The 26,437-nt window shown below is 43.9% G+C and carries 24 protein-coding genes; 4 read left to right on the top strand and 20 right to left on the bottom strand.

What is annotated here, in order from left to right:
- Nucleotides 1–29: 29 nt before the first annotated feature.
- The 3 genes from IGJ44_RS00120 to IGJ44_RS00110 are packed head-to-tail and all read right to left on the bottom strand — an operon-like array spanning nt 30 to nt 2,086.
- Nucleotides 30–161, bottom strand: a complete 132-nt coding sequence (locus tag IGJ44_RS00120; RefSeq protein ID WP_254907872.1) for a hypothetical protein — start codon at nt 159–161, stop codon at nt 30–32.
- A 1-nt stretch (nt 162) separates the two neighbouring features.
- The gene (gene radA, locus IGJ44_RS00115) at nt 163–1,533 is read right to left on the bottom strand and encodes a DNA repair protein RadA (protein ID WP_005226394.1); all 1,371 of its coding nucleotides are present in this window, start codon (nt 1,531–1,533) and stop codon (nt 163–165) included.
- A 43-nt stretch (nt 1,534–1,576) separates the two neighbouring features.
- Nucleotides 1,577–2,086: a hypothetical protein gene (locus IGJ44_RS00110; protein WP_010748479.1), complete on the bottom strand. Its 510-nt coding sequence runs from the start codon at nt 2,084–2,086 to the stop codon at nt 1,577–1,579.
- Between the two features lie 189 nt (nt 2,087–2,275).
- Between IGJ44_RS00110 and proB the strand changes: the two genes are divergently transcribed.
- On the top strand, nt 2,276–3,091 hold the full coding sequence (gene proB / locus IGJ44_RS00105; protein ID WP_008376761.1) for a glutamate 5-kinase: 816 nt from the start codon (nt 2,276–2,278) through the stop codon (nt 3,089–3,091).
- A complete protein-coding gene (locus tag IGJ44_RS00100) occupies nt 3,088–4,332 on the top strand; it encodes a glutamate-5-semialdehyde dehydrogenase (protein ID WP_167826584.1) in 1,245 nt (414 codons plus the stop codon). Before proB ends, IGJ44_RS00100 begins: the two co-directional genes overlap by 4 nt.
- Before the next feature lie 103 nt (nt 4,333–4,435).
- On the opposite strand, the gene IGJ44_RS00095 is transcribed toward IGJ44_RS00100, so the two are convergent.
- Nucleotides 4,436–4,837, bottom strand: a complete 402-nt coding sequence (locus tag IGJ44_RS00095; RefSeq protein WP_167826583.1) for a DUF4809 family protein — start codon at nt 4,835–4,837, stop codon at nt 4,436–4,438.
- Nucleotides 4,838–4,987: 150 nt separating this feature from the next.
- Between IGJ44_RS00095 and IGJ44_RS00090 the strand changes: the two genes are divergently transcribed.
- Nucleotides 4,988–5,191: a hypothetical protein gene (locus tag IGJ44_RS00090; RefSeq protein ID WP_010748476.1), complete on the top strand. Its 204-nt coding sequence runs from the start codon at nt 4,988–4,990 to the stop codon at nt 5,189–5,191.
- A gap of 55 nt (nt 5,192–5,246) precedes the next feature.
- Here IGJ44_RS00090 and IGJ44_RS00085 read toward each other — a convergent pair whose 3' ends face one another.
- Nucleotides 5,247–6,065 carry a ZIP family metal transporter gene (locus IGJ44_RS00085; RefSeq protein ID WP_005232914.1) on the bottom strand — a complete coding sequence of 273 codons (819 nt, stop codon included), beginning with the start codon at nt 6,063–6,065 and terminating at the stop codon, nt 5,247–5,249.
- A 208-nt stretch (nt 6,066–6,273) separates the two neighbouring features.
- On the opposite strand from IGJ44_RS00085, the gene IGJ44_RS00080 reads away from it, so the two are divergent.
- Nucleotides 6,274–7,896 carry an ABC-F family ATP-binding cassette domain-containing protein gene (locus IGJ44_RS00080; RefSeq protein ID WP_005226380.1) on the top strand — a complete coding sequence of 541 codons (1,623 nt, stop codon included), beginning with the start codon at nt 6,274–6,276 and terminating at the stop codon, nt 7,894–7,896.
- Nucleotides 7,897–7,996: 100 nt separating this feature from the next.
- On the opposite strand, the gene IGJ44_RS00075 is transcribed toward IGJ44_RS00080, so the two are convergent.
- From IGJ44_RS00075 to dnaA, 15 genes are all read right to left on the bottom strand, one after another.
- Nucleotides 7,997–8,872, bottom strand: a complete 876-nt coding sequence (locus IGJ44_RS00075) for a DegV family protein (protein ID WP_005226378.1) — start codon at nt 8,870–8,872, stop codon at nt 7,997–7,999.
- A gap of 140 nt (nt 8,873–9,012) precedes the next feature.
- Nucleotides 9,013–10,305: an adenylosuccinate synthase gene (locus tag IGJ44_RS00070; protein ID WP_005232916.1), complete on the bottom strand. Its 1,293-nt coding sequence runs from the start codon at nt 10,303–10,305 to the stop codon at nt 9,013–9,015.
- A 247-nt stretch (nt 10,306–10,552) separates the two neighbouring features.
- Nucleotides 10,553–11,923, bottom strand: coding sequence for a replicative DNA helicase (dnaB, locus tag IGJ44_RS00065; RefSeq protein WP_005226374.1), 1,371 nt, complete (start codon nt 11,921–11,923; stop codon nt 10,553–10,555).
- Between the two features lie 108 nt (nt 11,924–12,031).
- On the bottom strand, nt 12,032–12,484 hold the full coding sequence (rplI, locus tag IGJ44_RS00060; protein ID WP_005226371.1) for a 50S ribosomal protein L9: 453 nt from the start codon (nt 12,482–12,484) through the stop codon (nt 12,032–12,034).
- Between the two features lie 15 nt (nt 12,485–12,499).
- Nucleotides 12,500–13,948, bottom strand: coding sequence for a DHH family phosphoesterase (locus tag IGJ44_RS00055; protein WP_015508681.1), 1,449 nt, complete (start codon nt 13,946–13,948; stop codon nt 12,500–12,502).
- A gap of 309 nt (nt 13,949–14,257) precedes the next feature.
- Nucleotides 14,258–15,754 carry an RNA-binding domain-containing protein gene (locus tag IGJ44_RS00050; RefSeq protein WP_167826582.1) on the bottom strand — a complete coding sequence of 499 codons (1,497 nt, stop codon included), beginning with the start codon at nt 15,752–15,754 and terminating at the stop codon, nt 14,258–14,260.
- 599 nt (nt 15,755–16,353) lie between these two features.
- On the bottom strand, nt 16,354–16,590 hold the full coding sequence (gene rpsR / locus IGJ44_RS00045; protein WP_005226367.1) for a 30S ribosomal protein S18: 237 nt from the start codon (nt 16,588–16,590) through the stop codon (nt 16,354–16,356).
- 23 nt (nt 16,591–16,613) lie between these two features.
- On the bottom strand, nt 16,614–17,138 hold the full coding sequence (gene ssb, locus IGJ44_RS00040) for a single-stranded DNA-binding protein (protein ID WP_005226365.1): 525 nt from the start codon (nt 17,136–17,138) through the stop codon (nt 16,614–16,616).
- Between the two features lie 43 nt (nt 17,139–17,181).
- A complete protein-coding gene (gene rpsF / locus IGJ44_RS00035) occupies nt 17,182–17,481 on the bottom strand; it encodes a 30S ribosomal protein S6 (RefSeq protein ID WP_005226363.1) in 300 nt (99 codons plus the stop codon).
- 263 nt (nt 17,482–17,744) lie between these two features.
- Nucleotides 17,745–20,270 carry a DNA gyrase subunit A gene (gyrA, locus tag IGJ44_RS00030; RefSeq protein WP_005232921.1) on the bottom strand — a complete coding sequence of 842 codons (2,526 nt, stop codon included), beginning with the start codon at nt 20,268–20,270 and terminating at the stop codon, nt 17,745–17,747.
- Between the two features lie 23 nt (nt 20,271–20,293).
- Nucleotides 20,294–22,243, bottom strand: a complete 1,950-nt coding sequence (gene gyrB, locus IGJ44_RS00025; protein ID WP_005226359.1) for a DNA topoisomerase (ATP-hydrolyzing) subunit B — start codon at nt 22,241–22,243, stop codon at nt 20,294–20,296.
- 5 nt (nt 22,244–22,248) lie between these two features.
- On the bottom strand, nt 22,249–23,361 hold the full coding sequence (gene recF, locus IGJ44_RS00020) for a DNA replication/repair protein RecF (protein WP_151196094.1): 1,113 nt from the start codon (nt 23,359–23,361) through the stop codon (nt 22,249–22,251).
- Complete coding sequence (gene yaaA, locus IGJ44_RS00015) at nt 23,348–23,587, bottom strand: S4 domain-containing protein YaaA (RefSeq protein ID WP_008376781.1); 240 nt, start codon at nt 23,585–23,587, stop codon at nt 23,348–23,350. Before yaaA ends, recF begins: the two co-directional genes overlap by 14 nt.
- Before the next feature lie 222 nt (nt 23,588–23,809).
- Nucleotides 23,810–24,940, bottom strand: a complete 1,131-nt coding sequence (dnaN, locus tag IGJ44_RS00010; protein WP_005226354.1) for a DNA polymerase III subunit beta — start codon at nt 24,938–24,940, stop codon at nt 23,810–23,812.
- A gap of 159 nt (nt 24,941–25,099) precedes the next feature.
- Complete coding sequence (gene dnaA, locus IGJ44_RS00005; RefSeq protein ID WP_015508676.1) at nt 25,100–26,437, bottom strand: chromosomal replication initiator protein DnaA; 1,338 nt, start codon at nt 26,435–26,437, stop codon at nt 25,100–25,102.

Below are 26,437 nucleotides of genomic sequence, written 5' to 3'. Positions count from 1 at the left end.
TCCTCCATACTCCAGTAGGTTTCTTTTGTTCAAAAATCCGTGCTGCCAGACAGGCTCCTTCCGCCAGTCAGCGGCTGTCGGTCGGTTGGTTCAAACGAATGAATCAGCAGCGTCAGGGCAAGAGGAGAGGCGATTGCCCCTTGCTCTTGCATTGACTCCACTTTAACGGAAGACTTTCCGCAAGGTTTCGGCTAAGGTAGACACGCCTTCGACTTCGATGCCTTTGGGCGGCTGCCAGCCAGTCAGATTATTTTTAGGCAAATAAACTTTCGTAAAACCTAGTTTTTGCACCTCTTTGACCCGTTGCTCGATCGCGTTGACTCGGCGAATCTCACCCGTCAAGCCAATTTCACCGATAAAACACTCCGTCGGGCTGGTGCCTTTTTCTTTGTAGCTAGACGCGATACTAACAGCGATCGCTAGATCGATCGCAGGTTCATTTAATTTGACCCCGCCGGCTGCTTTTAAGTAGGCATCTTGATTTTGCAGCAGCAAGCCTGCCCGTTTTTCTAAAACCGCCATGATCAGCGAGACGCGGTTGAAGTCTAGCCCCGTCGTCGTGCGTTTGGCATTGCCGAACATCGTTGGCGTGACCAGTGCTTGGATCTCCACCAAGATTGGCCGACTGCCTTCCATTGCTACTACGATCGCCGATCCAGTTGCGCCTTCTAAGCGTTCTTCCAAAAAGACTTGTGACGGATTGGCGACTTCTTTCAACCCGCCTTCTTCCATTTCAAAAATCCCGATCTCATTGGTGGACCCAAAGCGGTTTTTGACGGCCCGCAAAATTCGAAAACTATGGTGTTTTTCGCCTTCGAAATACAAGACGGTATCCACCATATGCTCCAGCATCCGCGGTCCTGCGATCGAGCCTTCCTTCGTCACGTGGCCAACGATAAAGATGGCGATGCCATTGGTTTTGGCGATTTTCAGCAATTCTGCGGTCGTTTCTCGCACTTGGCTGACACTGCCTGCCACGCTAGTGATATCCGGTTGGGTCATGGTTTGGATCGAATCGATGATCACATAATCTGGGCGGATGTTTTCGATCGCTTTACTGATCTCTGACATGTCCGTTTCCCCATAGAGATAAAATTCTGTGTCGATGGCGCCTAAGCGCTGCGCCCGCATTTTGATTTGTTCGGCACTTTCTTCTCCTGACACATACAAGACCGTCCCGCCGATCGCTGCTAATTGCTGGGAAACTTGCAAGAGCAGCGTCGATTTTCCGATCCCTGGATCCCCACCGATCAAAATCAAGGAGCCTGGGACCACGCCGCCGCCTAAGACGCGATTCAACTCAGCGAGTTTCGTTTGGACCCGCGGTTCTTTTTTCGGTACGACATCGGCGATTTTCGTCGGCTGCATCTTTTGCCCCGTCAATGTCGTACGTACTCGACGATCGGCGGTTTCTTGGATCACTTCTTCCACCATTGAATTCCAGCTGCCGCAATTGGGGCATTTCCCTAAATATTTAGGGGAACTATACCCGCAATTTTGACAGACAAATTGACTTTTTGCTTTTTTTGCCATTGATCTCCTCCACTACTTCTATCAAACAGACCCCAGGCAGGATTTACTGATTCGAGGAGCCAAAGCCGCCGGTTCGGCTGGCAGTGGTTGTATCTTGATCAGCTTTTAAGAACGGCAAGAAAATTCCTTGGCCGATCCGTTCGCCTTTTTTAATGACGACATCTGTGGGGCCGAAATTGGTAAACTGAAACATGATATGCCCTTCATTATCTGGATTGTCATAGTAATCGCTGTCGATGACGCCGACACCATTCGTCAAGACTAAGAAACGTTTCAAAGGATTGCTGGAACGATTTGTCAGCTGCAAATACTCGTCTTCCCCCATATAGGCTTTGATCCCCGTGGGAATCAAGGTTGGCTTCAACTGTTTTGCGGTCTCTTTCGCAAAAAGCGCTTTGACCCCGTCGATCACGCCCGCTTTCCAAATGCTTGGCACCACGATTTCTTCCGCTGCTTCAAAGTCGTAACCAGCCGCATGATGGGTGGCACGTTGAGGCAAGGTGATGCTTTTTTCTTTATATGCTGTAATAATTTCAAATCCTCGTAATTTCATGGGTTCCTCCAATAATAAAACATATAGCTATTTTAGCATAGGAAGAACTATTTTCTTCATGGAAAACACAATTATCGAAAAGTCTTTACAATTTCTTCGTTTAAAAATAGACCAAAAAGAAAAAAGGACATGACGAAACGCCCGTTTGCGAGTACAATAGAAAAAATATCAAAAAATAGGCGGTGGCATATGCGCGCAGATCTTTCAAACAAAAACCGAATCGTTGTAAAAATCGGCACCAGCTCGTTGATTTATCCCAATGGTGCCATCAATCTAGCTGGCATTGATGAATTAGCCTTTGTCTTAGCAGCTTTGCAAAACCAAGGCAAAGAAATCATCTTAGTTTCTTCTGGTGCGATCGGTGTTGGCATGAACAAGTTGAATTTGAAAGAACGACCCGTGGAGATCCCGCAGCAGCAAGCCGTGGCCGCCGTTGGCCAATCGGAACTGATGACGATCTACAACCAGCGTTTTCAAAGCTATAGCCAGCAGACTGCACAGATCCTGCTGACCAGAGACATCATCGAATTTCCCCAAAGTCGTCAAAACGTTAGCAACACCTTAGAGCAATTACTTACGATGGGGATCATCCCGATCATTAATGAAAACGACACGGTGGCAGTGGATGAATTGGACCATCTCACCAAATTTGGCGACAATGACCAGCTGTCAGCGATCGTCGCTCAGTTGACGAAAGCCGAGCTTTTGATCATGCTTTCTGATATCGACGGCTTTTATTCCGCCAATCCGCTGAATGATCCTGATGCCGTTTTGTATTCCGAGATCAATGAAATCACCCCAGAACTTTTAGAACAAGCTACGGGAAAAGGCAGTCCTTATGGAACCGGCGGTATGACCAGTAAACTAAAAGCCGCCCAACGTATCTTAGACTTGAACAGTCACATGCTGCTGGCTAACGGCAAGCAGCCGAAAATTATTTTTGACTTGCTCGCAGGGGAACCTGTCGGCACCCACTTTTATCAACGAACGGAGGATGAGCAATGAGCAATTTACAAACGATCGGTCAACAAGCACAAGCAAGCGCCCAGGCATTAAGCTTACTGAGTGCCAGTGAAAAAAACCACCTACTGGCAGCGATGGCCGATGCTTTAGAAAAAGCTACTGAGACGATTTTAGCTGCTAATCAAAAAGACCTAGCCGCCGCAAAAGCCAAAGGAACCAGCCAGACGATGCTGGATCGTCTGTTGCTGACAGAACAACGGATCACCGAGATGGCTAACGGCATCCGAGAAGTCGCCCAATTGCCCGATCCAATCGGTGCCGTGGATAAAATGTGGCGCAATGCTGACGATCTTTTGATTGGTCAACAGCGAGTGCCTTTAGGGGTCATTGGCATCATCTACGAAGCCCGCCCTAATGTCACCACTGACGCGGCTAGTCTGTGTTTCAAATCAGGAAATGCCGTGATTTTGCGTGGTGGAAAAGAAGCCTTCCACTCCAATCAAGTCCTCGTGACTATTTTACAAGAGGCATTAGCTGCCAACGGACACTCCCGCCATGCGATCCAGTTTATCGAAGACACGAGCCACGAAACAGCGGCTGAGCTGATGCGGCTGACAGATTACTTGGATGTTTTGATCCCTCGGGGGGGCGTCGGCTTGATTCGTCGTGTCAAAGAGACCGCCACAGTACCAGTGATCGAAACCGGCACCGGCAACAATCATATCTACATCGATCAAGCAGCCCAGCTGCCGATGGCACTGGCGATCGTCACGAATGCAAAAACGCAACGCCCTTCTGTCTGCAATGCCATCGAAACGATCCTCGTCCATGAAGCAGTGGCAGCGGACTTTTTGCCAATGGTAGAACAGCAATTTGCCGATCAAGTCGAATTGCGAGGAGATCAAAAAGCGTTGGCGTTTTTAAACAATGCACAGCTTGCCACTGAAGACGACTGGGCAACCGAGTTTTTAGACTATATCTTAGCGATCAAAGTGGTGGCTTCGCTAGAAGAAGCCATTGCTCACATCAATCGCTACAATACGAAGCACTCCGAAGCGATCATCACCGATGATTATTTCGCTTCCCAACGCTTCTTGAAAGAAGTTGATGCGGCGGCGGTTTACGTCAATGCCTCGACCCGTTTCACCGATGGCTTTATGTTTGGCTTTGGTGCCGAGATCGGCATCTCGACGCAAAAACTCCATGCCCGTGGGCCAATGGGGTTAGAAGCACTGACTTCTACCAAATACATTATTTATGGCGAAGGCCAGATCCGTAAGTAACGATACGAAAAAAACAACCACTTGCTGTCATGACTCCCAATAGTTAGACTAAAAGCTAACTTTAAAAGGTCGGTACATGCGCAAGCGGCTTTTTTTCGTCCTCTTATGCTTGTGCAGCCCGCAGAACGAAGGAAAGCGGTTCGATGCCAAACAATTCTGTCAGCACTCGATTGGTTGTGGCAAAGACGTCAGCTTCACAACTCTTTTTCGGACAAGCAATCGTCTGTCCTTTGCTGGAAAACGTATCCTGACGGCTGCCCTCTACGAAAATTACTTCTTGCGTTCCTTTTTGATAGATCAGTCCTTCGTCTTCTTCTAATAATAAACGAGTCTGCCACTGATTGATCTGGGCAATTGGCATCACCAATGCAGCAACATCCAAGTTTTCTAACGAAAAACTACGACCATCCGATAGCTGCAGCGTGAAGGTATTGAGTTCATAAGGCAAACAGGCATTGCACCCTCCTTCTGTGATGACTTGGCTCGTGAGAATTTCTGCGTTCATTCTTTTTGACTCCTTTCATGATTCATTCATGTTTAGTTTATCACAAACCTATGGCCCACGGCGGAGCAATTATTCCGTCTTAAGTTGGATGTGTTTCTTTTTCTTTCTTGTTATGCTAGGGATAAGAAAAAAAGTCTAGGAGGAGTCACAATGAATACAGAAAGTTTATTAGGAAGAATCGTTACTGTCGTGGCAGTTTTAATCGCAGCATCCCTTGTTTTATCCGTTGTATTAGGCATTATTGGTGGGTTGATCGGATTGGTCTTCCGTTTCGGGATTCCTTTGCTGCTGGCCGTTTTGATCGTTCGCTGGTTAACATCGATTCGCCAAAAGCCAAGAAAATATTATCGTTAATTACAAGTAAATCAAAAACACCTGACGTTTGGAAAGTCAGGTGTTTTTTTATCGATCAGCCTAATGCTACATCTAAAACCATCATTAAGATAAAGCCTAGCATGACGCCAAAGACCGCAAAATGGCGGCGACTCGTCAAGGTTTGCTGCGCTTCTGGAATCAATTCTTCCACCACTACATAGATCATAGCACCCGCTGCAAAAGCCAACGCATACGGCAAGACAGCGGACATACTCGTTACCAGCAAAGCTCCGATCACACCGGCGATCGGTTCTACGATCCCTGACGCTTGCCCGTACATAAAGGCTTTGGTTCGGCTTAACCCTTCTTGGCGCAAGGGGATCGAAACGGCTGCGCCTTCTGGAAAATTCTGGATCCCGATCCCGATCGCTACCGAAAGCGCCGCTAAGATCGCTGCTCGCGGATCATCGGCACTAGCCGCCGCCCCAAACGCTACCCCTACCGCCAAGCCTTCTGGGATATTATGCAGCGTGATCGAAAAGACCAGCAAGATCGTTCGCTTCAAATGACTGGGCAAACCTTCTGTTTCATGATTCGGACCAAAATGCATATGCGGGAGCGTCTTATCTGCTGCATATAGAAACAAACCACCCAAACCAAACCCGATGCTGACCACAAGCCACGGAATGTCGCCATTTTCTTCGGCTCGTGCGATCGCAGGATCTAATAACGACCAGAAACTAGCAGCGATCATCACGCCAGAGGCAAACCCCAGCATCGTATTCAGGACATTTTTATTGATTTCTTTGAAGAAAAAGACTAGCGCTGCTCCAAGCGCCGTCATACCATACGTAAAGATTGTCCCCGCCAACGCTTGCTGCCATGGCGACAATCCAACCAACCAATCCACCATTCGTCTGCTCCTTTGTCTAACTATTCTACCAATACTCTAGCATAGGAAGCCGTCAGGTTCTACTAGGAAGGCAGCAGCAGCCAAAATTTTTCTTTCACCAGCCCTAAGCCTTTCCTGATGAAATCCTCGGCTTTACTTGAAAGTTTCAACATTCATCGCTATAATGCTAGGAGACTCCATGTCAATTTATATAAAGTGAGGAAAAGAATTGATTACAGTAAGTGATGTAAGTTTGCATTTTTCAGACCGCAAACTGTTTGATGATGTTAATATTAAGTTTACGCCTGGTAATTGTTATGGTTTGATTGGTGCAAATGGTGCTGGTAAATCAACTTTTTTAAAAATTTTATCTGGTGAGATCCAACCTTCAACCGGGAATGTGTCTTTAGGTCCTGATGAACGGATGGCTGTCTTGAAGCAGAACCACTATGATTACGAAGAGTTTCCAGTGATCGAAACGGTCATCATGGGCCATAAACGTCTCTACGAAGTGATGAAAGAAAAAGACGCGATCTACATGAAGGAAGACTTTTCTGATGAAGATGGGATTCGTGCCGCCGAACTAGAAGGCGAATTTGCGGAACTTGATGGCTGGGAAGCAGAGCCCGAAGCAGCTGTTCTTTTGCAAGGCTTGAACATTCCCGATGAATTGCATCATGTCTTGATGAAAGATCTAACTGCTGGTCAACGGGTGAAAGTCTTACTCGCACAAGCCCTTTTCGGTAAGCCAGACGTCTTGCTCCTAGATGAGCCTACCAACGGATTGGATATCCAATCTATCAACTGGTTAGAAGAGTTTCTGATCAACTTTGACAACACCGTCATTGTTGTTTCCCATGACCGCCACTTCTTAAATAAAGTTTGTACCCATATGGCCGATCTAGACTTCGGCAAAATCAAATTGTTTGTCGGCAACTATGATTTCTGGTTGGAATCAAGCCAATTAGCTGCGAAATTACAATCCCAATCAAATGCCAAAAAAGAAGAGCAGATCAAAGAACTGCAAGACTTTATCGCACGCTTTAGTGCCAATGCATCAAAATCCAAACAAGCAACATCTCGGAAAAAAATGTTGGATAAAATCACTCTTGATGATATTCAACCTTCGTCTCGCCGCTACCCGTTTGTCGGTTTTAAACCAGAACGTGAAATCGGGAATGACTTGCTGCAAGTCGACAATGTCAGTGTGACGATCGACGGCAAAAAGATTTTAGACAATATCTCTTTCACCTTGAACAAAGACGACAAAGTCGCTTTTGTTGCCAATAGCGATATCACCACCACAACGCTATTCAAAGTCATCATGGGGGAAATCACTCCTGATACAGGTAGTGTTCGTTGGGGCGTGACCACGCAGCATGCCTACTTGCCAAAAGATACGACCAGCGAATTTGATACGGATACCCCGATCGTTGATTGGTTGCGTCAATACGCAAGCAAAGAAGAAGACGACAATACCTTCTTGCGCAGCTTCCTAGGTCGCATGTTGTTCTCTGGGGATGAAGTATTAAAACCCGTCAATGTTCTTTCCGGGGGCGAAAAAGTTCGCTGCATGTTGTCGAAAATGATGCTTTCAAAAGCCAACGTACTGGTATTGGATGATCCAACCAATCACTTGGACTTAGAATCGATCACCGCATTAAACGATGGCTTGATGGCCTTCACCGGCTCATTGTTGTTTGCTTCTCATGACCACCAATTTATTCAAACCCTTGCGAACCGTATCATTGCGGTCTCTAGCAAAGGCGTGGTGGATCGTGCCGAAACGACCTACGATGAATTCTTAGAAAACAAAGATGTCCAAAAACGCGTAGCAGAAATGAATCAATAAGCTGCTTTTGAAAAAAAGAACGCTCCAGTTGCCCGCCACCAAGGCTGCAACTGGAGCGTTTCTTTTATTTTTCCTAGGTGCTTCGGGTATTTTTGGCAGGTTACGCTTGTTCTAAACGGGCTTTGCCGAATGAAAACAGCGCCAAGCAGCCGTAGCCGGTATGACTGGAGATCGTTGGACCTAATGGATAATGATGAATAATAATGTCAGGAATTTTTTCGGTCAAACGTTTGATGACTTTCTCCGCCGCTTCGGCATCGCCAGCATTGGCAAAATAAACCGTATTGGTTTTTGATTCGTGAAGATTGGCGATGGTTTGATCTACGATTTTTTGGATCGCTTTGTTGCGTCCCCGCACTCGATCAACGCTGCGTAATTTTCCCGCAGTATCGACGGTAATAATTGGTTTCACGTTTAGCAATCCGCCGATCGCTGCCGCCGTTTTAGAGATTCTGCCGCCGCGTTCCAATTGTTTTAAATCGTCGACGGTGACCCATGAATCTAAACGCAGTTTGTTTTCTTCTACCCATTGGCTGACTTCTAGCAACGAACGTCCTTGGGCTTTTTGTTGGGCTGCTTCAGCCACTAAGAAGCCTTCGCCTAAACTCGCAGAGCGCGTATCGATCAAGGTGATCGCAACTTCTTTGTATTCTTCTTTTAGTAAGGCTACGGCTTGGACGGCACTTTGGAATGAGCCGCTCATTCCTGAAGAAAAACCTAAATAAAGGACCGGTGTGCCCGCTTCGACATACGGCCGAAAATACTCCATATAACGTCCGACATTGATTTGAGAAGTTGTCGGCTGCGCATGTTCTTTTAGTTTTCCTAAAAACCATTCCGTATCAAATTCTTTGCCCATATCATCGATATATTCTTTGCCGTCTAATTCGATCAGCATCGGAATATACGCAACATCTAGCTCCGCTAATCTTGCTGCTGGTAAATCACAGCAGGAATCTGTCATGATTTGAAACATGGTTTCACCCCTCTCGTTACCCCCTATTATAGCAAAAAAAGAACAAGACAGAAGAAATTCTCATCAAAAGCAGCCAAACTTATCGTTGACTGCTTTTGACACAGGAGTTCTTCGTCTTGTTCTGAAGCTTTTGCGTCAGATTAGATTTGCGCCCAAACACTTTCTAAAATGTTGGTTTGGCTGCGGTCTGGTCCTACCGAGAAGGTCGAAATGCGGACACCGACTAATTCAGAGATGCGGTGAACGTAATTGCGTGCATTTTCTGGCAGATCTGCTAATGTTTTGCAGCCAGTAATGTCTTCAGACCAGCCAGGAAGTTCTTCGTAGACTGGTTTGCAGCGGTTCAACTCTTTCAAGCTTGCTGGGTAATGATAGATCAATTCGCCGTCTAGTTCATAAGCCGTACAGATCTTCACGGTTTCTAAGCCGCTCAAGACATCGATCGAGTTAAGGGATAGGTTCGTGATCCCTGAAACACGTTTTGAATGGCGCATCACGACGGTATCAAACCAGCCCACACGGCGAGGACGTCCTGTCGTTGTTCCGTATTCACGACCGATCTTACGAATTTGTTCACCTGTTTCATCAAACAGTTCCGTTGGGAAAGGACCATCTCCTACCCGAGAGGTGTAAGCTTTGCAGACACCAACGACTTTGTTGATTTTTGAAGGACCCACACCACTACCAATAGTGACTCCCCCAGCAACGGGGTTGGATGATGTCACGAAAGGATAGGTTCCTTGGTCGATATCCAGCATCACGCCTTGTGCCCCTTCAAATAAAACCCGTTTGCCTTCATCTAAGGCATCGTTAAGGATCACCGAAGTATCCGTCACATATTTTTTGATTTGTTGGCCATATTCGTAATACTCTTCAAAAATGTCTTCAAAAGCGATTGGCTCTGCGTCAAACATTTTCACGAATTGACGATTTTTTTCTTCTAAGTTGATACGCAGACGTTCTTCAAAAATTTCTTTGTCTAAAAGATCAGCGATCCGAATGCCGACTCTGGCAGCTTTATCCATATAGGCTGGTCCAATCCCTTTGATCGTGGTACCGATCTTGTTGTCACCTTTGGCATCTTCTTGCAGCTGATCCAAATGGATATGGTAAGGTAAAATAACATGAGCACGATCAGAGATCTTTAAGTTTTCTGTTATTATATTGTTTTCTTTCAAGTATGCTAATTCTTTAACTAATGATTTCGGGTTCACAACGACCCCGTTTCCAATGACACTGATTTTATCTGCATAAAAGATCCCAGAAGGAATCAAATGCAGTTTATAGGTCACACCGTCAAATTTAATCGTATGGCCGGCATTGTCTCCACCTTGATAACGTGCAATGACTTCCGCGTTTTCACTCAAAAAGTCCGTAATCTTTCCTTTACCTTCATCGCCCCATTGTGTACCTACTACTACTACAGATGACATATAATGACCTCTTTCTTTAATTAGTGCATTCCTTAAGTATTGTAACAAGATTCGCAAGCTCTTTCAATCTAAAATCGAATAATCGTTTTAAATTCTCATTTTTCAGGGGTAAAAAACGAACTATTTTCTTCTCAATAATTATTTATACACGTAAAAACGAATAAAGTCAGCACATAAAAAAAGCCCTGCTGCCATCAGCGCAATGCAGACGGCAGCAGGAGCCTTGGTTTCTCACATCGTTGGTGTCTTACCCGAACTCTTCTCGCGGCGAGACCGAGGAGAACTTATTGTATTCTTTGATAAATAGAAGTTCGACGGTCCCCCGGGCACCACTCCGGTTTTTCTCGATAATGACTTCGATCACATTGTTGTTTTGTTGTTCTTCTGGTTCATCGTCATCGTCGCCTTCGCTGCGGTAGTAGTCATCTCGGTACAAGAAAGCAACGATATCGGCATCCTGCTCAATCGATCCTGATTCCCGAATATCACTTAAAACAGGACGCTTGTCTTGTCGTTGTTCCACACCCCGAGAAAGCTGAGACAGTGCGATCACTGGCACTTTTAATTCCTTCGCCAGTTTCTTTAATTGGCGAGAGATCTCAGAGACTTCTTGTTGGCGGTTTTCGCGACCCGTTCCTTCAATCAGCTGCAAGTAGTCGATCAAAATCAAGCCGAGATTACCTTTTTCTTGCGCCAGTTTCCGACAACGTGCCCGAATCTCAGAGATCTTGATCCCAGGGGTATCATCGATATAGATATTGGCGTTAGAAAGACTGCCCATGGCAACGATCAAATTCCGCCACTCTTCTTCTGAGAGCTGCCCCGTCCGCAAGTGACTGGCCTCAATCGAGCCTTCCGCACACAGCATCCGATTGACCAATGATTCAGCCCCCATTTCCAGACTAAAGATCGCTACGGAACGATCGGTTTTCGTTCCGACATTTTGCGCGATATTCAAGGCAAACGCGGTTTTCCCTACCGCGGGGCGGGCAGCGAGAATAATCAGCTCTTCTTTTTGCAGCCCCGCCGTCATTTTGTCTAAAGCCGCATAACCCGTAGGTAATCCGGTGATTTCTTCATTGTTTTGCGCCAACTGATCGATCGTTTCGATCGTCCGATTCAAGACTTCCGCTATCGATTGGAAGCCATTGCTATTGCGCTTTTCGGATACTTCTAAAATACTTTTTTCTGCTTGATCAATGATCGACTGCACATCTTCATCTTGTTCAAAGCCTTTGGTTACGATGCGGCTCGCTGTTTGGATCAGATTGCGTAACGTGGCTTTGTCGTCAACGATCTTCGCATAATAAGCAATACTTGCTGCTGATGGTGAAGCTTGACTCAATTCAGTCAGATACGTCAGGCCGCCAACATCTTCAAGACTGTTGCTTTTTTCAATTTCTGCTTTCAACGTAATCAAGTCGATCGATTCACTACGGTCGTTCAACTGGATCATTGCTTGAAAAATTATTTGATGGCTGCGGCGATAAAAATCTTCTGGGGCGATTACTTCCATTGCATCGATGATCGCATCGGCATCTAAAAAGACTGCCCCTAGGACCGCTTGTTCCGCTTCAATATCTTGTGGGGGAACTTGATTTTGCCAAACTTCATTCATGCCATTCGCTCCTTCGTCCATTCATTCTACAAGATTCCCATCCAAAGTACAAGATTGCTTGGACGTTTGCCGAAAAAAACCCCAACATGTGACTGTTGGGAGTAATGCTTATTCTTGGATGGTATGAACATTGATCGTTGCTGTTACTTGTGGGTGCAATTTTACAGGTACTTGCGTAAAGCCTAATGCACGGATCGGCTGATCCAATTCGATTTTGCGTTTGTCGATCTTGATTTTGTATTGCTTGTTCAAGGCATCGGCAATTTGTTTTGATGGGATCGAACCGAACAAGCGGCCATCTTCCCCTGCTTTGGCATTGATCTTCACAACGGTTTCTTCCTTTTCAAGAAGTGCTTTTAACTCTTTCGCTTCTGCTAAGACTTCTGCGTCTTGTTTTTCTTTGGCTTTTTGTTTGCCTTTTAATTCTGCCATGCTTTCATTGTTGGCAGGTTTGGCTAAGTTGTTTTTGATCAGAAAGTTTTGTGCGTAGCCATTAGGGACTTCCTTGATATCGCCTTTTTTGCCTTTGCCTTTGACATCTTGTAAGAAAATAACTTTCATCTTGGTCACTCCTTGTTATTGTTCATTTTTCGTTAATTCCGCTCGCAGCTGGTTTTCTACATCACCAATGCTGCTGTTCTTTATTTGCGTGGCTGCGTTGGTAAAATGTCCGCCGCCGCCTAATGCCTCCATCAAGGTTTGTACATTGACTTTACCAGTGCTTCTAGCACTGATACCGATCAAATCTCCTGGTTGTTTCGTAATGACAAATGCGGCATGGATCCCGTTGATCGATAGCAGAGTATCGGCCGCTTTCGCAACGGTGACACTATCGTACACCCGATCTTCATCCGCTGCAGCAATCACGATATCTTCTCGGAAATGCTGGCTGCGAGAAACCAGTTCACTGATCATCAAATAGGAATCGAGATCCGTACTCAACATGTATTGAACCAATGACGTATCTGCGCCTTGGTTTTTCAAATAACCAGCAATATCAAAGGTCCGACCAGTGGTTCGCACCGTGAAGTTCTTCGTATCCACGTAGATGCCCGCTAATAAAGAAGTCGTAATAAATTTCGGGACTTGCGATCTGCGAGAAGCACGATACTGGATTAATTCTGCTACCAGTTCCGATGCCGAAGACGCGGAAGATTCAATATACGTCAATAGTGGCTTATCGGGAAACTCATCCCCGCGACGATGGTGATCGATCACTGCGATTTTGTCAAATTCATCATAGACCGCTTGCGAGATCGACATCGACGGCTTATGGTAATCTACCATCACTAGCACACTTTCTTCATTTGATAAATTAACTGCTTCTTCCCCAGTGATCACAAATCGTTCCAGCTCGGGGTATTTTTTCAATTCTTCCAATGCCCGTTGAATGTCTGCGGTGATCTCTTTTGGATTTAAAATGATGTAGCATTCTTTATCGCTCATCATCGCCATGTAAGCCACCCCAAAAGCCGAACCTAAGGCATCCATGTCTGGGTAACGATGACCCATGATAAAGATCCGCTGGTTTTCAGCAAAAATCTTTCTCAACGCCGTACTCATGGCACGAGAACGAACACGCGTTCTCTTGGGTGTGCCGTCTGTATTGCCACCAAAGAATTGCGGTTTTGCTTCTTCTTTGGCTTCTTTTAAAACGACTTGATCACCGCCGCGAACTAACGCAATGTCGAGATTGTTTTGTGCCACTTCCCCGATCTCTTCAAAAGACTCTTCCCCATAGGAGATCCCCATACTGATCGTTAATGGCAGATCATTTTTTTCCGCAACTTGCCGTACTCTAGTCAAAAATTGGAATTTTTCTTCCTTCATCCGCTCAATATCTGAATACTTCGCGACGAAAAGAAACCGCTCGGAATTGATTCGTTTGTAAAAAACATGATTCTCACTTGCCCAATCAGAAATCAATGTCGTGATCAGCGAGTTCAAATAAGAAACTTGTTTGTCGTCTTTTTTCTCAATCAAATCATCGTAATTATCAATTGAAATCAACCCAATTGCTGCCATCTTTTTTACCCCTCAATGTATCATCCCATTTTTTTGAAGCTTTGTTCCTTATTTTACCACAAAACAATCAAATAGGCGATTGATGCAAAAAAGTTCCACGTGAAACTTTTTTGGTGAACCAACTAGGAAAAAATTTCTATCATTCGTTATTCTATCTATATATAAAATAACAAGTTTATCTTCGATGGATAAAAAAATTGACAAGCTTCAAAAGAAACTTGTCAATGAAAATCATTTGATTTATTCGTCTCGCAAAACCTAATTTCATATTTACTATACTCACAAACAAATCGCTTCAATTACTTTCATTTAGTTAATGTAATAATTTTCTAAACTTTTCATAATGTGTTGAAGCTGAGCTAATTTCTCAGATGTTCCTTCTACAAGTGCATATTTTGTTGATCTTCCTTTTCCTTCTTGCGAAATCAAATTTTTCTCAATCAATACTTTAATTCCCTCGGTTACATAATATCTACTTAAACCTGTCTTTTTTTGTATTTCCATACTAGAAATACTATACCCAGCTTGCATTATACACTTATATACACTTTTTTCCTCTACAGTTAATTCTGGATGAGCTTCAGCAAGGTCTATTTTCCATATTTTTAAACATGTTTTTTCGTTTTCGGATAGGATATCTGGCATCTTTAATTTGTTTTTAGCCGCGGATTGGACAATTTTAGGACCTCCCGTGCCCGCACGTTCACATAGGCCAACTCTTCTAAACAAAGTTGTGATCGTATTATTCCGAGGCTGAGAATCTCCACCTCGAATAAATTCTTCTATCGAAATTTTCATTTCACCAGGATTTTCAAAAATATAAAAGCCTCTATATGCCTCTATTCGAATTGATTTCTTACAAAAGTAATCTGCATGTATAAGTGCATTTGCCAAAGCTTCCCTCAATGCGATACCTATGTCATTAGTTGAGGAATTTCGAGTATAATCGTTCGTTAAATCAAACTTGTCTTGAATGGTCATTCGTAATTTTTCTAAAACGATTTGAAAAAAAGAAAATACATTCAGATCCGGATAATTTGGATCACCAGTTGCTACTCTGTCGCTCCACCGATCACTCGATCCAGTTCGATTAAAGTAATCTAAGTGAAAATGCGGTATATAGTCTACAATAGAACTATATTTTCCAAAGAATAAGAGCCCACCGACAGTCAGTTGATAGTCAATCTTTTCTAGATTCTCTCTATTTCTTTTCATCGCACCTATATCGATTAAGAGCTCTTGTATCCCCATATCAATGTATTGGGAATCCTCATTGTTACCAATCAATAATCTTCGATAATTTTCTATAGAGGCTTTATTTAAATCATTTATATCATACCTCGGTAGGGTATCAGAATCTAGATCTCTTTCTGAATTTCTGAGCATATACTTTAATTCTTCAGGTGTAGCTTTGTAGTCACCGTCATTTTTTCTTTTGTAAGTTTGTCTTAGATCCCTATTGATATGGATTGGTTTTTTCGAAGCAGGCGCTGCTGGAACAAGTATTTCAATGACAGCTTTCTCATCAAAATACCTTACATTAACTTGTCTCTCAGAAATTAGGTTATAGCTTACTTTCCTATCATCTTGTAGAGAATTAAATAGTTCTTTTTTCACTTTTTCTACATTTTGAACACCCGTTATAGAAAATACACCCGGTTCTGTTTCTGAAATCCCTAAAACAACCATACCACCTTCTGTGTTTGCGAAAGCCGAATACGTTTCCCAAAAATCTTTAGGTAATTGTTTCATTGATTTTTTATACTCGATTTGAGCGCCTTCAGGTTTTAAAGTAAATTGCACCATACCTTCATTCCTTTTCTGTTAATCTGCAGATTATCTGCAGATTAACCACTATTTTCTGCAGATTATCAACTACTATATATCCTACGATAAACCATGATAACATACCATATATTGTGTTTTTTTAGAAAATTTATTTTAATTATCCTTTATTCTCTGCAAATTAGCTGTTTTTTCTGCCGATTATTTTCTATTTCATGAAATTCAGTTATTATCTTCATAAAGAATGTACATTAAAACTGATAATTAATCAATGGGGGTATTTTCAATGATAAGAGTATCATGGATCATACAAAAGCTGTTAGCTACTCTTTATCTTTCATCCATTCTAGGATCTATAACCAATTGCTTGATTGCAATAGGTACCGCTGCTATTGTTGTGTATTGCACGCAAAGAAGAACTGTCTATAAAGATTATAGCAAGTAGCTTTATGAGAATGTATTAAGATTGCAGAAAATTCGATAGAGGCGCAGTAAAAATGAAACAAAAGAACACCTTATACAGATGATTCCTCAAACAATCTTGCCTTCGCTACGTTCCGATTTTAATGTAAAAAAATTGACAAGCTTCAAAAGAAACTTGTCAATGAAAATCATTCGATTTATTCTTCGCCTACGAATGGAAGTAATCCCATGATACGCGCACGTTTGATTGCAATGGTAAGTTTGCGTTGGTTTTTCGCACCAGTACCAGTTACACGACGTGGTAAGATTTTACCGCGTTCTGAAATGAAACGTTTTAGTAATTCAATATCTTTATAATCGATATGTTCAATATGGTTTGCAGCAATGTAGTCTACTTTACGACGTTTGCGTCCGCCTCTTCTTTGTTGTGCCATCCTATTTCCCTCCTATCAATTTCTTAGAATGGTAAATCATCGTCTGAAATGTCGATTGATGAGTTTCCGAATGGATCGGAGTTGTCTCGATCAAAATTAGGCATTCCTGATGGTTGAGAGGATTGAGTTTGATTTGAGTTATTGTTACCAAATCCAGAAGAACTGTTTGAGTTATACGTATTGTTACTGCCAGATCCGCTATCAGTTGTGCGTCTTTGCTCGGAAGCATTCCGCGACTCTAATAATTGGAAGTTGTCAGCAACGACTTCTGTTACATAAACACGTTGGCCTTGTTGGTTGTCGTATGAACGGGTTTGAATACGTCCAGTAACCCCTAATAAAGTTCCTTTGCGTGCATAGTTTGCTAATGTTTCCGCTGGTTTTCTCCAAATAACACAGTTGATGAAATCAGCTTCGCGCTCTCCACTTTGGTTGGTAAAATTGCGGTTTACCGCCAAGGTAAAGGTTGCGACACCAGTGCCATTAGAAGTGTAACGTAAATCAGGATCTTTGGTTAGTCTTCCTACTAGTACAACATTATTAATCAAAGTTCATCATCTCCTCATCGCTTTTGTTTCATGTGAAACAATATTATGCTTCTTCTTTGACAATCATGTGACGGATAATGTCATCATTGATTTTCGCAAGACGGTCAAACTCGTTGATTGCACTTGCAGTTGTTGAAGAAGAAACTTTAACGATGTGATAGATACCCTCACGGAATCCATCCATTTCATACGCTAGACGGCGTTTTTGCCAATCTTTTGATTCGATAACTTCAGCGCCGTTATCAGTTAAGATTGAGTCAAAACGAGCGATCAATGCGGCTTTTGCTTCTTCATCAATGTTTGGACGAATGATATATAAGATCTCATATTTCGTGTTTTCCATTGATTTTTCACCTCCCTGTGGACTTTGGCCCCTAGTTTTCTAGGAGCAGAGAGAGTGGTCTAATTAGACTACTCACAAATAATTATTATACACTTTTTTCGTCCCTACTGCAAGCTATTTTTTTGCGTCCCTGCATCTACCCATCACTGCAAACAATCGCTTACACTGATAAATACGTCAGCTGCTGCCGATTTTTTGAAAAAGAGTAAAAAGACAGCAAGCTGCAGGTTCGCAGGTTGCTGTCTTCCTAGAAAATGTATTGCTTATTCTTGTGTATCCGTGGTGTCTTCCGTTGTTTCTTCCACAACTGGCACGTCTTGTACCGCTGTTTCTTCGGCAGTCGTTAGTTCTTCTTCGACTTCCGGTTCAACCGTTGCCATCGTCACTACTTTGGCATTGTTTTCCATCTTCATCAAACGAACCCCTAAGGTTGCCCGACCAGTTTGGGAAACAGTCGCTACATTGAAACGAATCAAGACGCCTTTATTGGTGATCACCATGATGTCTTCCTCACCGCTGACCGTCGTCAAGCCGGCTAATGGACCGTTTTTCGCCGTAATGTTGGCTGTTTTGATCCCTTTTCCGCCACGACCTTTGATTGGGTATTCAGAGCCTTTGGTGCGTTTGCCATAGCCGTTCTCAGTGATGACCAAGACTTCACTGTCTTCTGTGATCACAGCGGCACCTACGACGTAGTCTCCATCTCTTAGACGAATGCCTCGCACACCAGCAGCTGTTCGGCCCATATCCCGAACAAGGGCTTCTTTGAAAGTCACAGAGTAGCCATCGTGGGTGCCGATGATCACGACATCTTCGCCATGGGTTTCGATCACGTTAACCAACTCATCATTTTCCCGAAGACCGATCGCAATCAGACCATTGGCACGGATATTTGAAAAGGCCGTCACTGAGGTCCGTTTGACCACACCTAGACGCGTCGTGAAGAACAAGTAGCGTCCTTCTTGAGGCCCACCTGAAGCCGAAATGATCGCTTCGATCCGTTCGCTAGAATCGATCCCTAGGAGATTGATCACAGGGATACCTTTGGCTGCCCGACCATACTCAGGAATTTCATAGCCTTTGGCTTTGTAAACTTTCCCTTTATTGGTGAAGAACAGTAATGTGTCGTGAGTCGAACAAGAAATCAACGTCTTCACGAAGTCTTCATCGTGGATCCCCATTCCTTGAACGCCACGTCCGCCGCGACGTTGTGCACGGAATTCAGACTTAGCTACTCGTTTGATGTATCCATTGTTCGTCAAAGTAATGACGATTTCTTCTTCTTCGATCAAGTCTTCATCTTCAAGACTTAAGACTTCCCCAACCAATAATTCAGTCCGGCGATCATCGCCAAAGCGTTGGCCTAATTCTTGCAACTCCGTTTGGATGATCTCTAGGACTCGTTGTGGATTTGCTAAAATGTCTGTCAAATCAGCGATAAATTCTAACAAACCTTGGTACTCGTTTTCGATCTTGTCGCGTTCCAAACCAGTCAAGCGACGCAAACGCATATCTAAAATTGCTTGCGCTTGGCGATCGGACAATTTGAAGCGCTCCATCATGCTATTTTTTGCTTCATCATCAGAATTTGATGCCCGGATCAAAGCAATGATCTCATCGATATGATCCAATGCGATCCGTAACCCTTCTAAGATGTGGGCACGGGCTTCTGCTTTGTTTTTATCAAACTGTGTCCGACGAGTTACCACTTCTTGTTGATGCTCGATGTAATTTTCTAAAATTCGTTTCAAACTCAAAATCTTCGGCACGCCTTTTTCAATGGCTAACATATTAAAGCCAAAAGAAGATTGCAGTGCAGTCATTTTGTAGAGATTGTTTAAGATCACCGACGCACTGACGTCGCGACGAACGTCGATCACGATCCGCATGCCTTCACGAGACGATTCATCCCGCAGATCGGTGATTCCTTCGATCCGTTTGTCACGGTGCAGCTCAGAGATCCGCTCGATCAACTTCGCTTTATTGACCATATACGGCAATTCAGTCACTAAGATCCGTTCTTTACCGTTGGGCATTTCAGTCACTTCGACTTTTCCGCGAACAGTGATCGACCCTTTCCCTGTTTCATAGGCACGGCGAATACCGGATTTTCCCATGACGATCCCGCCGGTTGGGAAATCTGGTCCCGGCAGGACTTCCATCAATTCACTTGTCGTGACTTCTGGATTTTCCATCAATAGATCGATGGCTGCAATAACTTCATTCAAGTTATGAGGTGGGATATTGGTCGCCATCCCAACAGCGATCCCCGTCGTCCCGTTGACCAAAAGGTTCGGGAAGCGTGCTGGTAATACCGCTGGTTCTCGTTCTGTATCATCATAATTGCTTTGGAAATCAACAGTATCTTTGTTGATGTCCCGCAGCATCTCCATCGCCAGTTTGCTCATGCGGGCTTCGGTATACCGCATCGCAGCGGCACCGTCACCATCGACTGAGCCAAAGTTTCCGTGGCCATCGACTAACATGTAGCGATAGCTGAAGGGCTGTGCCATCCGCACCATTGATTCATAGATCGCACTGTCACCATGGGGATGGTATTTCCCCATGACATCGCCGACGATCCGGGCTGATTTTTTATGGGGCTTGTCTGGTGTGACCCCTAATTCATTCATTCCATATAAAATTCGGCGGTGAACCGGCTTTAAGCCATCCCGCACATCTGGTAAAGCCCTAGCAACAATTACACTCATTGCATAATCGATAAAGGACTCGCGCATTTCACTGGTCAGATTGACGTCATGAATATTTTGTTTTGCTTCTTCACTCAAGCTGTTTCCTCCTCTACGATTGGCTAGATGTCAAGATTTTTCACGTAGTGCGCGTTTTCTTCGATAAAGGCCCGTCTTGGTTCGACGCGATCCCCCATCAGCATTTCAAAAATTTGATCGGCTTCTATGGCATCATCTACGCTGACCCGCAGCATCATCCGGTTTTCAGGGTCCATCGTGGTTTCCCATAACTGGTGGTCATCCATTTCCCCTAGACCTTTGTAGCGTTGAACCGTTGGTTTTGGTGTCGCAGGCAGTGATTCAATCGTATTTTTCAAATCTTGTTCGGCATTCTTGCCGGGTTGGATATAGTGGATATTTTTCCCTTGTTTGACACCGTACAATGGCGGTTGTGCGATATAGACATAACCAGCTTCAACGATTGGACGCATATAACGATAGAACAGCGTCAAAAGCAGGGTCCGGATATGGGCACCATCGACATCGGCATCGGTCATGATGACTAGCTTGTGGTAACGGGCTTTTGCTACATCAAAATCAGCACCAAACCCAGTTCCCATTGCCGTAAACAATGAACGGATCTCTTCGTTTGCTAAGATTTTGTCCATGCTGGCTTTTTCGACATTTAAAATCTTCCCACGGATCGGTAAGATCGCTTGGAATTCGCGACTGCGGCCTTGTTTTGCTGAACCGCCGGCAGAATCTCCTTCGACGATAAACAATTCGCATTTTTCTGGATCATTACTGGAACAGTCGGCTAATTTCCCAGGTAAGTTACTGATTTCTAACGCACCTTTTCGGCGAGTCATTTCTCGGGCACGTTTGGCTGCTTGACGGGCTTTTGATGCCAAAAGTCCTTTTTCCACGACTTGACGACCCACATTCGGGTTTTCCATCAAGAATTTCGTGAAATGTTCGGAAAAGAGACGATCAGTGACTGTCCGCACTTCCGAATTTCCTAATTTGGTTTTCGTTTGTCCCTCAAACTGAGGATCTGGATGCTTGATAGAGATAACTGCCGTCAATCCTTCCCGAACATCTTCTCCGGTCAGGTTTTCGTCGTTTTCTTTCATCAATTTTGACTTGCGGGCGTAATCGTTGATCACCCGTGTCAAGGCAGTCTTAAACCCGAATTCATGGGTTCCGCCTTCATAGGTATGGATGTTGTTGGCAAAACTCAACAGGTTGCTGTGGTAGCTATCGGTATATTGCATGGAGACTTCAACCGTGATTCCTTGTTGTTCTCCTTCTAAGTAGATCGGATCTGGGAAAATCACTGTTTTACTCGCATTCAAATGCTCCACATAGCTCTTGATCCCGCCGTCGTAATGATATTCTTTCAAGACGGGTTTTTCTTCCCGTTTGTCTTCGATCGAGATTTTTAAGCCACGGTTCAAGAAGGCTAATTCCCGAACCCGCGTCGCTAATTTATCAAAATTGAATACGGTTGTTTCCGTAAAGATCTCTGGATCTGGAACAAAGTGGACGGTCGTTCCGTGGCGATCGGTTTCATCGATCACTTTCAAGTCATCAACGACTGCCCCACGATGGTATTCTTGATAATACACTTTGCCTTCTTTATAGACTTTTACGTCTAAAGTCGTGGATAGCGCATTAACGACGGAGGAACCTACCCCGTGCAGTCCACCAGATACTTTGTAGCCGCCACCGCCGAATTTCCCGCCGGCATGCAGGATCGTAAAGACGGTTTCTACCGCTGGACGGCCTGTCTTGGCTTGGATATCAACGGGGATCCCCCGACCGTCATCGACGACCGTAATGCTATTATCTGGTTCAATGATCACTTGAATACTTGAGGCAAAGCCTGCTAGTGCTTCATCGATCGAGTTATCGACGATTTCCCATACTAAGTGGTGCAAACCTTCTGAACTGGTAGAACCAATGTACATCCCAGGTCGTTTGCGGACGGCTTCTAGTCCTTCCAGCACTTGGATCTGACTGGCATCATAGGCTTTCGCACGTTCAACTAAGCTTTTTTCTTCTTCTGTCATTCAGTCTATTCTCCTTTAATATGTCCTTGCTCTACATAAAAAATCTCTGCTTCCACAGACATTTTGTCTTTCACATGTTCTAATGTCGTCGTTGTCAGAAAGGTCTGAACTTTTCCTTCAATGGTCTCCAATAAATGCAGTTGTCGGGAATCATCCAGCTCACTCATGACGTCATCTAATAAAAGGACGGGATATTCCCCCGTTTCTTCTTTCATCAAATCGATTTCTGCCAATTTAACACTTAAGGCGGTCGTTCGCTGCTGTCCTTGCGAACCAAAGGTCTGAACATTTTTCTCATTGATCAAAAAATCCAGATCGTCTCGATGGGGACCTGCCAACGTGACCTGCCGAAATCGTTCACGGTCTTTGACTTGTGCCAAGGCTTTGACAAATTGCTGTTGGATCTCCTCCAGCGAGGTCGCCTCACCGGGCACATTTGATAAGTAGTCGATCTGCAAGGTTTCTTTTCCTTGGCTGATCTTTTGGTGCAGCTGATTTGCCCAATACGCCAAGCGCTGAACAAACCGTTGTCTGGCTAAAATGATTTTACTGCCGAAAGCCACCAGCTGTTCCGTCAAAACATCTAAATAGATCTCATCGGTCTGTTTTTTTTCATTCAGCTGTTTTAAGTATTGATTGCGCTGTTTCAAAACGGATTGGTATTGAACGAGATCATAGAGATAGATTGGATCGATCTGCCCAATTTCCATATCGAGAAATTTGCGGCGGACTTGGGGACTTCCTTTTACAAGGGAGAGGTCTTCTGGAGCAAATAAAATGACATTCAACTGCCCTATGTAACTACTGAGCTTTTTTTGCTCAATGTGGTTTACTTTCGTTTTTCGTCCTTTTTTTGACAAAAACAGTTCTAACGGGATAGTTGAGCTTCCCCGACTGACACTGCCAGAGATCCGCGCACCTTCTGTGTCCCAGCGGATAAGCTCTTGCTCACTGGAGGTGCGGTGGCTTTTGGTCATCGCCAATACATAGATGCTTTCTAAAATATTGGTTTTTCCTTGCGCGTTTTCGCCTAAAAAAATGACCAGACCTTTCTCAAAAGTCAGTGTCAGCGAATCATAGTTCCGATAATTGCTTAAATGCAACTCATTCAGCCGCATCAGCGTCTTCCTTCTTCACCATAAAAAAAGTACCTTCATCAGGTAGCTCAACACGCATTCCCGCATACAATTTGCGCCCTCGTCGATTTTCCGGCTCGCCGTCGACAAAAACGGTGTGCTCTGCAAGGTACCATTTCGCTTGGCCGCCGCTGCTGATCACACTGACTTCTTTGAGCATTTGTCCAAGTGTCATATATTCCGTTTCTAACGGTATTTGCATTTTCATAATTCCCCTCAATTCTATCAAAGAGCGTTTAGCTCTATTATACTCTTTTTTTGCCAAGAAAACAAATTCATCGGCATATTTTTCATTCTCAGAAGACTTACTGCTTTTAGACAAAAAAGAAGCCAAAATAGAAAAAAGGGCTTAAAAACGATTTTAAGCCCTTTTAACTCATTTATTCATTTTCAGATGATTGTTTCAACTTTTTTCAAAAGACATGAAAAATTAGTTGGTTCGCACCGGTGTGATCAGCTGGATAAAGCTGCCTTTGCTCTCTGTCGGCTCCAACGTAAATGGACGGATCGCTGAGATAAAGCGGATCACGATGCTGGTGTCACCAAATGCTCGTAGTGCTGCTTTCATATAGTCAGGGTTGAAAGAGATCTCTAATGGGTCGCCGGTCACTTTTTCAAAAGAAAGATCTTCTTCGACTTTCCCGATTTCTGGTGAGTTTCCATATAAGACAACGGCTTCTTCGGAGATCGCCAAACGAACGATGTTGTTACGGCCTTCATGAGAAAGCAATGACGCCCGTTCGATGGCTTGTAACAATTCTGGCACAGAAAATTCAATCTCAGTATTGAAGCTTGAAGGAATCAGACGGTTGGTATCTGGGTAAGTTCCTTCCAATAAACGAGAATAGAATTTCATGGTTTTCGTTTGGAACAACACTTGGTTATCCATAATGCTGATTTGGATCGCTTCTTCTTCATCTGTTAAGGAACGAGAAAGTTCCGTTAAGCTTTTGCCAGGAATCACGATGTTGAAGGCTGTTTCTCCGCTTTCCAATGGAATCACCCGTTGGCTCAAACGGTGTGAGTCCGTCGCAACAGCTAATAATTTTTGATTTTCTAAGACAAAGTGGACCCCAGTCAAGATCGGACGGCTTTCGTGTTGCGAAACCGCAAAGACTGTTTCACTAACGACCTTATTCAATACGTGGGCTGGAATCTCGATCGAATCTTGACTTTCGACAACTGGTAAATGTGGATAACTATCGGCATCCAAGCCGTTGACGGTAAAGTTGGCTTTTCCAGAAGTGATCGCTACTTGATTATTGTCTAAAACTTCTAACGTTAAGGTACTTTCAGGCAAACGACGAACAATTTCGCTGAAGAAACGTGCTTGTAAAACGATCGCTCCTGTTTTTTCGATTTGCATTTGCGCTTTTTCGTTTTCCACACTTAAAAAAGTTTCAATGGAAATATCGGCGTTGCTCCCAGTCATGGTCAATCCTTTTTCTGAAAGGGATAATTTTACTCCAGTTAAGATCGGGATGGTGGTTTTGGTTGAAATCGCCCGTTGGACAGTTTGTAATTCTTGCATGAACTCTGTTCGGTTTAAAGTTAGCTTCATAGCGATACTCCTTTAATTTATAGTTATTAAATAAAAGTAATAGTAGTAATAGGCTTGTTAGTAATGTGGATAACTCGAGAAAAGAGTGATTAGACTAACGAAAATGCCTGTGAATAACTTGTGGACAACTTTTTTGGTTCTTCTTTTCTTATCCACAGATCAGCTGAAGAGGATTTGTTTGATTTCAGCGATCTCATTTTTGATCGTGGGATCTGTTTCGACTAAATGCTGAATTTTTTCATGGGCATGAATGACCGTTGTATGGTCTTTGCCACCAAATTCGCCGCCGATTTTTGGTAAAGAACTATCGGTCAATTCTCGAGAGAGATACATCGCGATCTGTCGTGGGACAACGATGCCTTTGACCCGTTTTTTCCCTTTTAGATCATTGACATGAATGTGATAGTATTTTGCGACTTCTTCTTGGATCTGCAAAATCGAAACTTGGGTCGAGCCATGGCTTGATTTCAAGGCTTTGATGGCTTCAGCTGCCAAGCTCGTTGTAATGTCTGAGTTTTGCATCGTAGCAAAAGCTTGCACCCGCACGAGTGCTCCTTCAAGTTCTCGGATATTCGAATCGATCTGCCCAGCGATATAACTTAACGTATCGTCGGGGATCTCCAAGCGTTCGGCTTCGGCTTTTTTCCGCAAAATCGCAGTCCGCGTCTCTAGATCCGGCGGGGTGATATCAACGGATAAGCCCCAAGCAAAACGGGAAACCAAACGTTCCGGCAAAGTCGGGATCTCATTTGGCAAACGATCACTTGTCAGGACGATCTGTTTATTATTGCGATACAGTTCTTCGAAGGTATTAAAGAATTCTTCTTGGGTTCCTTCTTTATTGACTAAGAATTGAATATCATCCACCAGCAAAAGATCAACATTGCGGTATTCGTTTCGAAAATCTTCCATTTTGTTCTTTTGAATAGAAGTAATGAAATCATTGGTGAAATTTTCACTACTAACGTACTTGATTTTGGCATTGGGACGTTTCAGCAACATTTGATGACCGATCGCGTGCATCAAGTGAGTTTTCCCTAAACCAACGCCACCATAGAAGAACAGCGGATTATAAATAGACCCAGGATCTTCTGCAACAACTAAAGCAGCAGCGTGGGCCATCTGATTGCCTTTCCCGATGACAAAGGTATCAAATGTGTATTTTTCATTTAAGATCGATTTCGGCGGCCGCTCGTTTTCTTCTGCAGCTGTTTGAATAGTAGAAGGGGCTGTTTTTAAAGCTTCTGCTTCTTCGACAGTCACAAAACTAGGAATCAATTCTTCACCAGTTTTCATAAATCCCATTTCAACAATTTTGGCAGCTAGATTTTTTTCCCAATAAGATTTATGAAGATCGCTGGGTACTTCGATCAGCAGCTGATTTTTTTCAAACGACAAGACATTGGCAGTCTCGATCCAAGCACTATAACTGGCCGGATTCAGCTCTTCTTTAAAGGAACGTTGAAGATCTTGCCAAATAGAATCAGCAGATGGCAT

The organism is Enterococcus sp. DIV1368d, from assembly GCF_050542975.1.
Lineage (GTDB): Bacteria > Bacillota > Bacilli > Lactobacillales > Enterococcaceae > Enterococcus_D > Enterococcus_D casseliflavus.
Note: the sequence above shows the minus strand (reverse complement) of the source record. Positions and strands in the feature narration are given on the sequence as shown.

Coding starts and splice junctions, on each gene's coding strand:
- IGJ44_RS00055 (WP_015508681.1), bottom strand. CDS start 13,948: ATGGCAGCAATTGGGTTGATTTCAATTGATAATTACGATGATTTGATT.
- proB (WP_008376761.1), top strand. CDS start 2,276: ATGCGCGCAGATCTTTCAAACAAAAACCGAATCGTTGTAAAAATCGGC.
- rplI (WP_005226371.1), bottom strand. CDS start 12,484: ATGAAAGTTATTTTCTTACAAGATGTCAAAGGCAAAGGCAAAAAAGGC.
- dnaA (WP_015508676.1), bottom strand. CDS start 26,437: ATGCCATCTGCTGATTCTATTTGGCAAGATCTTCAACGTTCCTTTAAA.
- dnaB (WP_005226374.1), bottom strand. CDS start 11,923: ATGAATGAAGTTTGGCAAAATCAAGTTCCCCCACAAGATATTGAAGCG.
- dnaN (WP_005226354.1), bottom strand. CDS start 24,940: ATGAAGCTAACTTTAAACCGAACAGAGTTCATGCAAGAATTACAAACT.
- IGJ44_RS00075 (WP_005226378.1), bottom strand. CDS start 8,872: ATGTTTCAAATCATGACAGATTCCTGCTGTGATTTACCAGCAGCAAGA.
- IGJ44_RS00100 (WP_167826584.1), top strand. CDS start 3,088: ATGAGCAATTTACAAACGATCGGTCAACAAGCACAAGCAAGCGCCCAG.
- gyrB (WP_005226359.1), bottom strand. CDS start 22,243: ATGACAGAAGAAGAAAAAAGCTTAGTTGAACGTGCGAAAGCCTATGAT.
- radA (WP_005226394.1), bottom strand. CDS start 1,533: ATGGCAAAAAAAGCAAAAAGTCAATTTGTCTGTCAAAATTGCGGGTAT.
- IGJ44_RS00070 (WP_005232916.1), bottom strand. CDS start 10,305: ATGTCATCTGTAGTAGTAGTAGGTACACAATGGGGCGATGAAGGTAAA.
- IGJ44_RS00090 (WP_010748476.1), top strand. CDS start 4,988: ATGAATACAGAAAGTTTATTAGGAAGAATCGTTACTGTCGTGGCAGTT.
- IGJ44_RS00110 (WP_010748479.1), bottom strand. CDS start 2,086: ATGAAATTACGAGGATTTGAAATTATTACAGCATATAAAGAAAAAAGC.
- recF (WP_151196094.1), bottom strand. CDS start 23,361: ATGCGGCTGAATGAGTTGCATTTAAGCAATTATCGGAACTATGATTCG.
- rpsF (WP_005226363.1), bottom strand. CDS start 17,481: ATGGAAAACACGAAATATGAGATCTTATATATCATTCGTCCAAACATT.
- yaaA (WP_008376781.1), bottom strand. CDS start 23,587: ATGAAAATGCAAATACCGTTAGAAACGGAATATATGACACTTGGACAA.
- IGJ44_RS00095 (WP_167826583.1), bottom strand. CDS start 4,837: ATGAACGCAGAAATTCTCACGAGCCAAGTCATCACAGAAGGAGGGTGC.
- IGJ44_RS00050 (WP_167826582.1), bottom strand. CDS start 15,754: ATGGTGCAATTTACTTTAAAACCTGAAGGCGCTCAAATCGAGTATAAA.
- rpsR (WP_005226367.1), bottom strand. CDS start 16,590: ATGGCACAACAAAGAAGAGGCGGACGCAAACGTCGTAAAGTAGACTAC.
- IGJ44_RS00085 (WP_005232914.1), bottom strand. CDS start 6,065: ATGGTGGATTGGTTGGTTGGATTGTCGCCATGGCAGCAAGCGTTGGCG.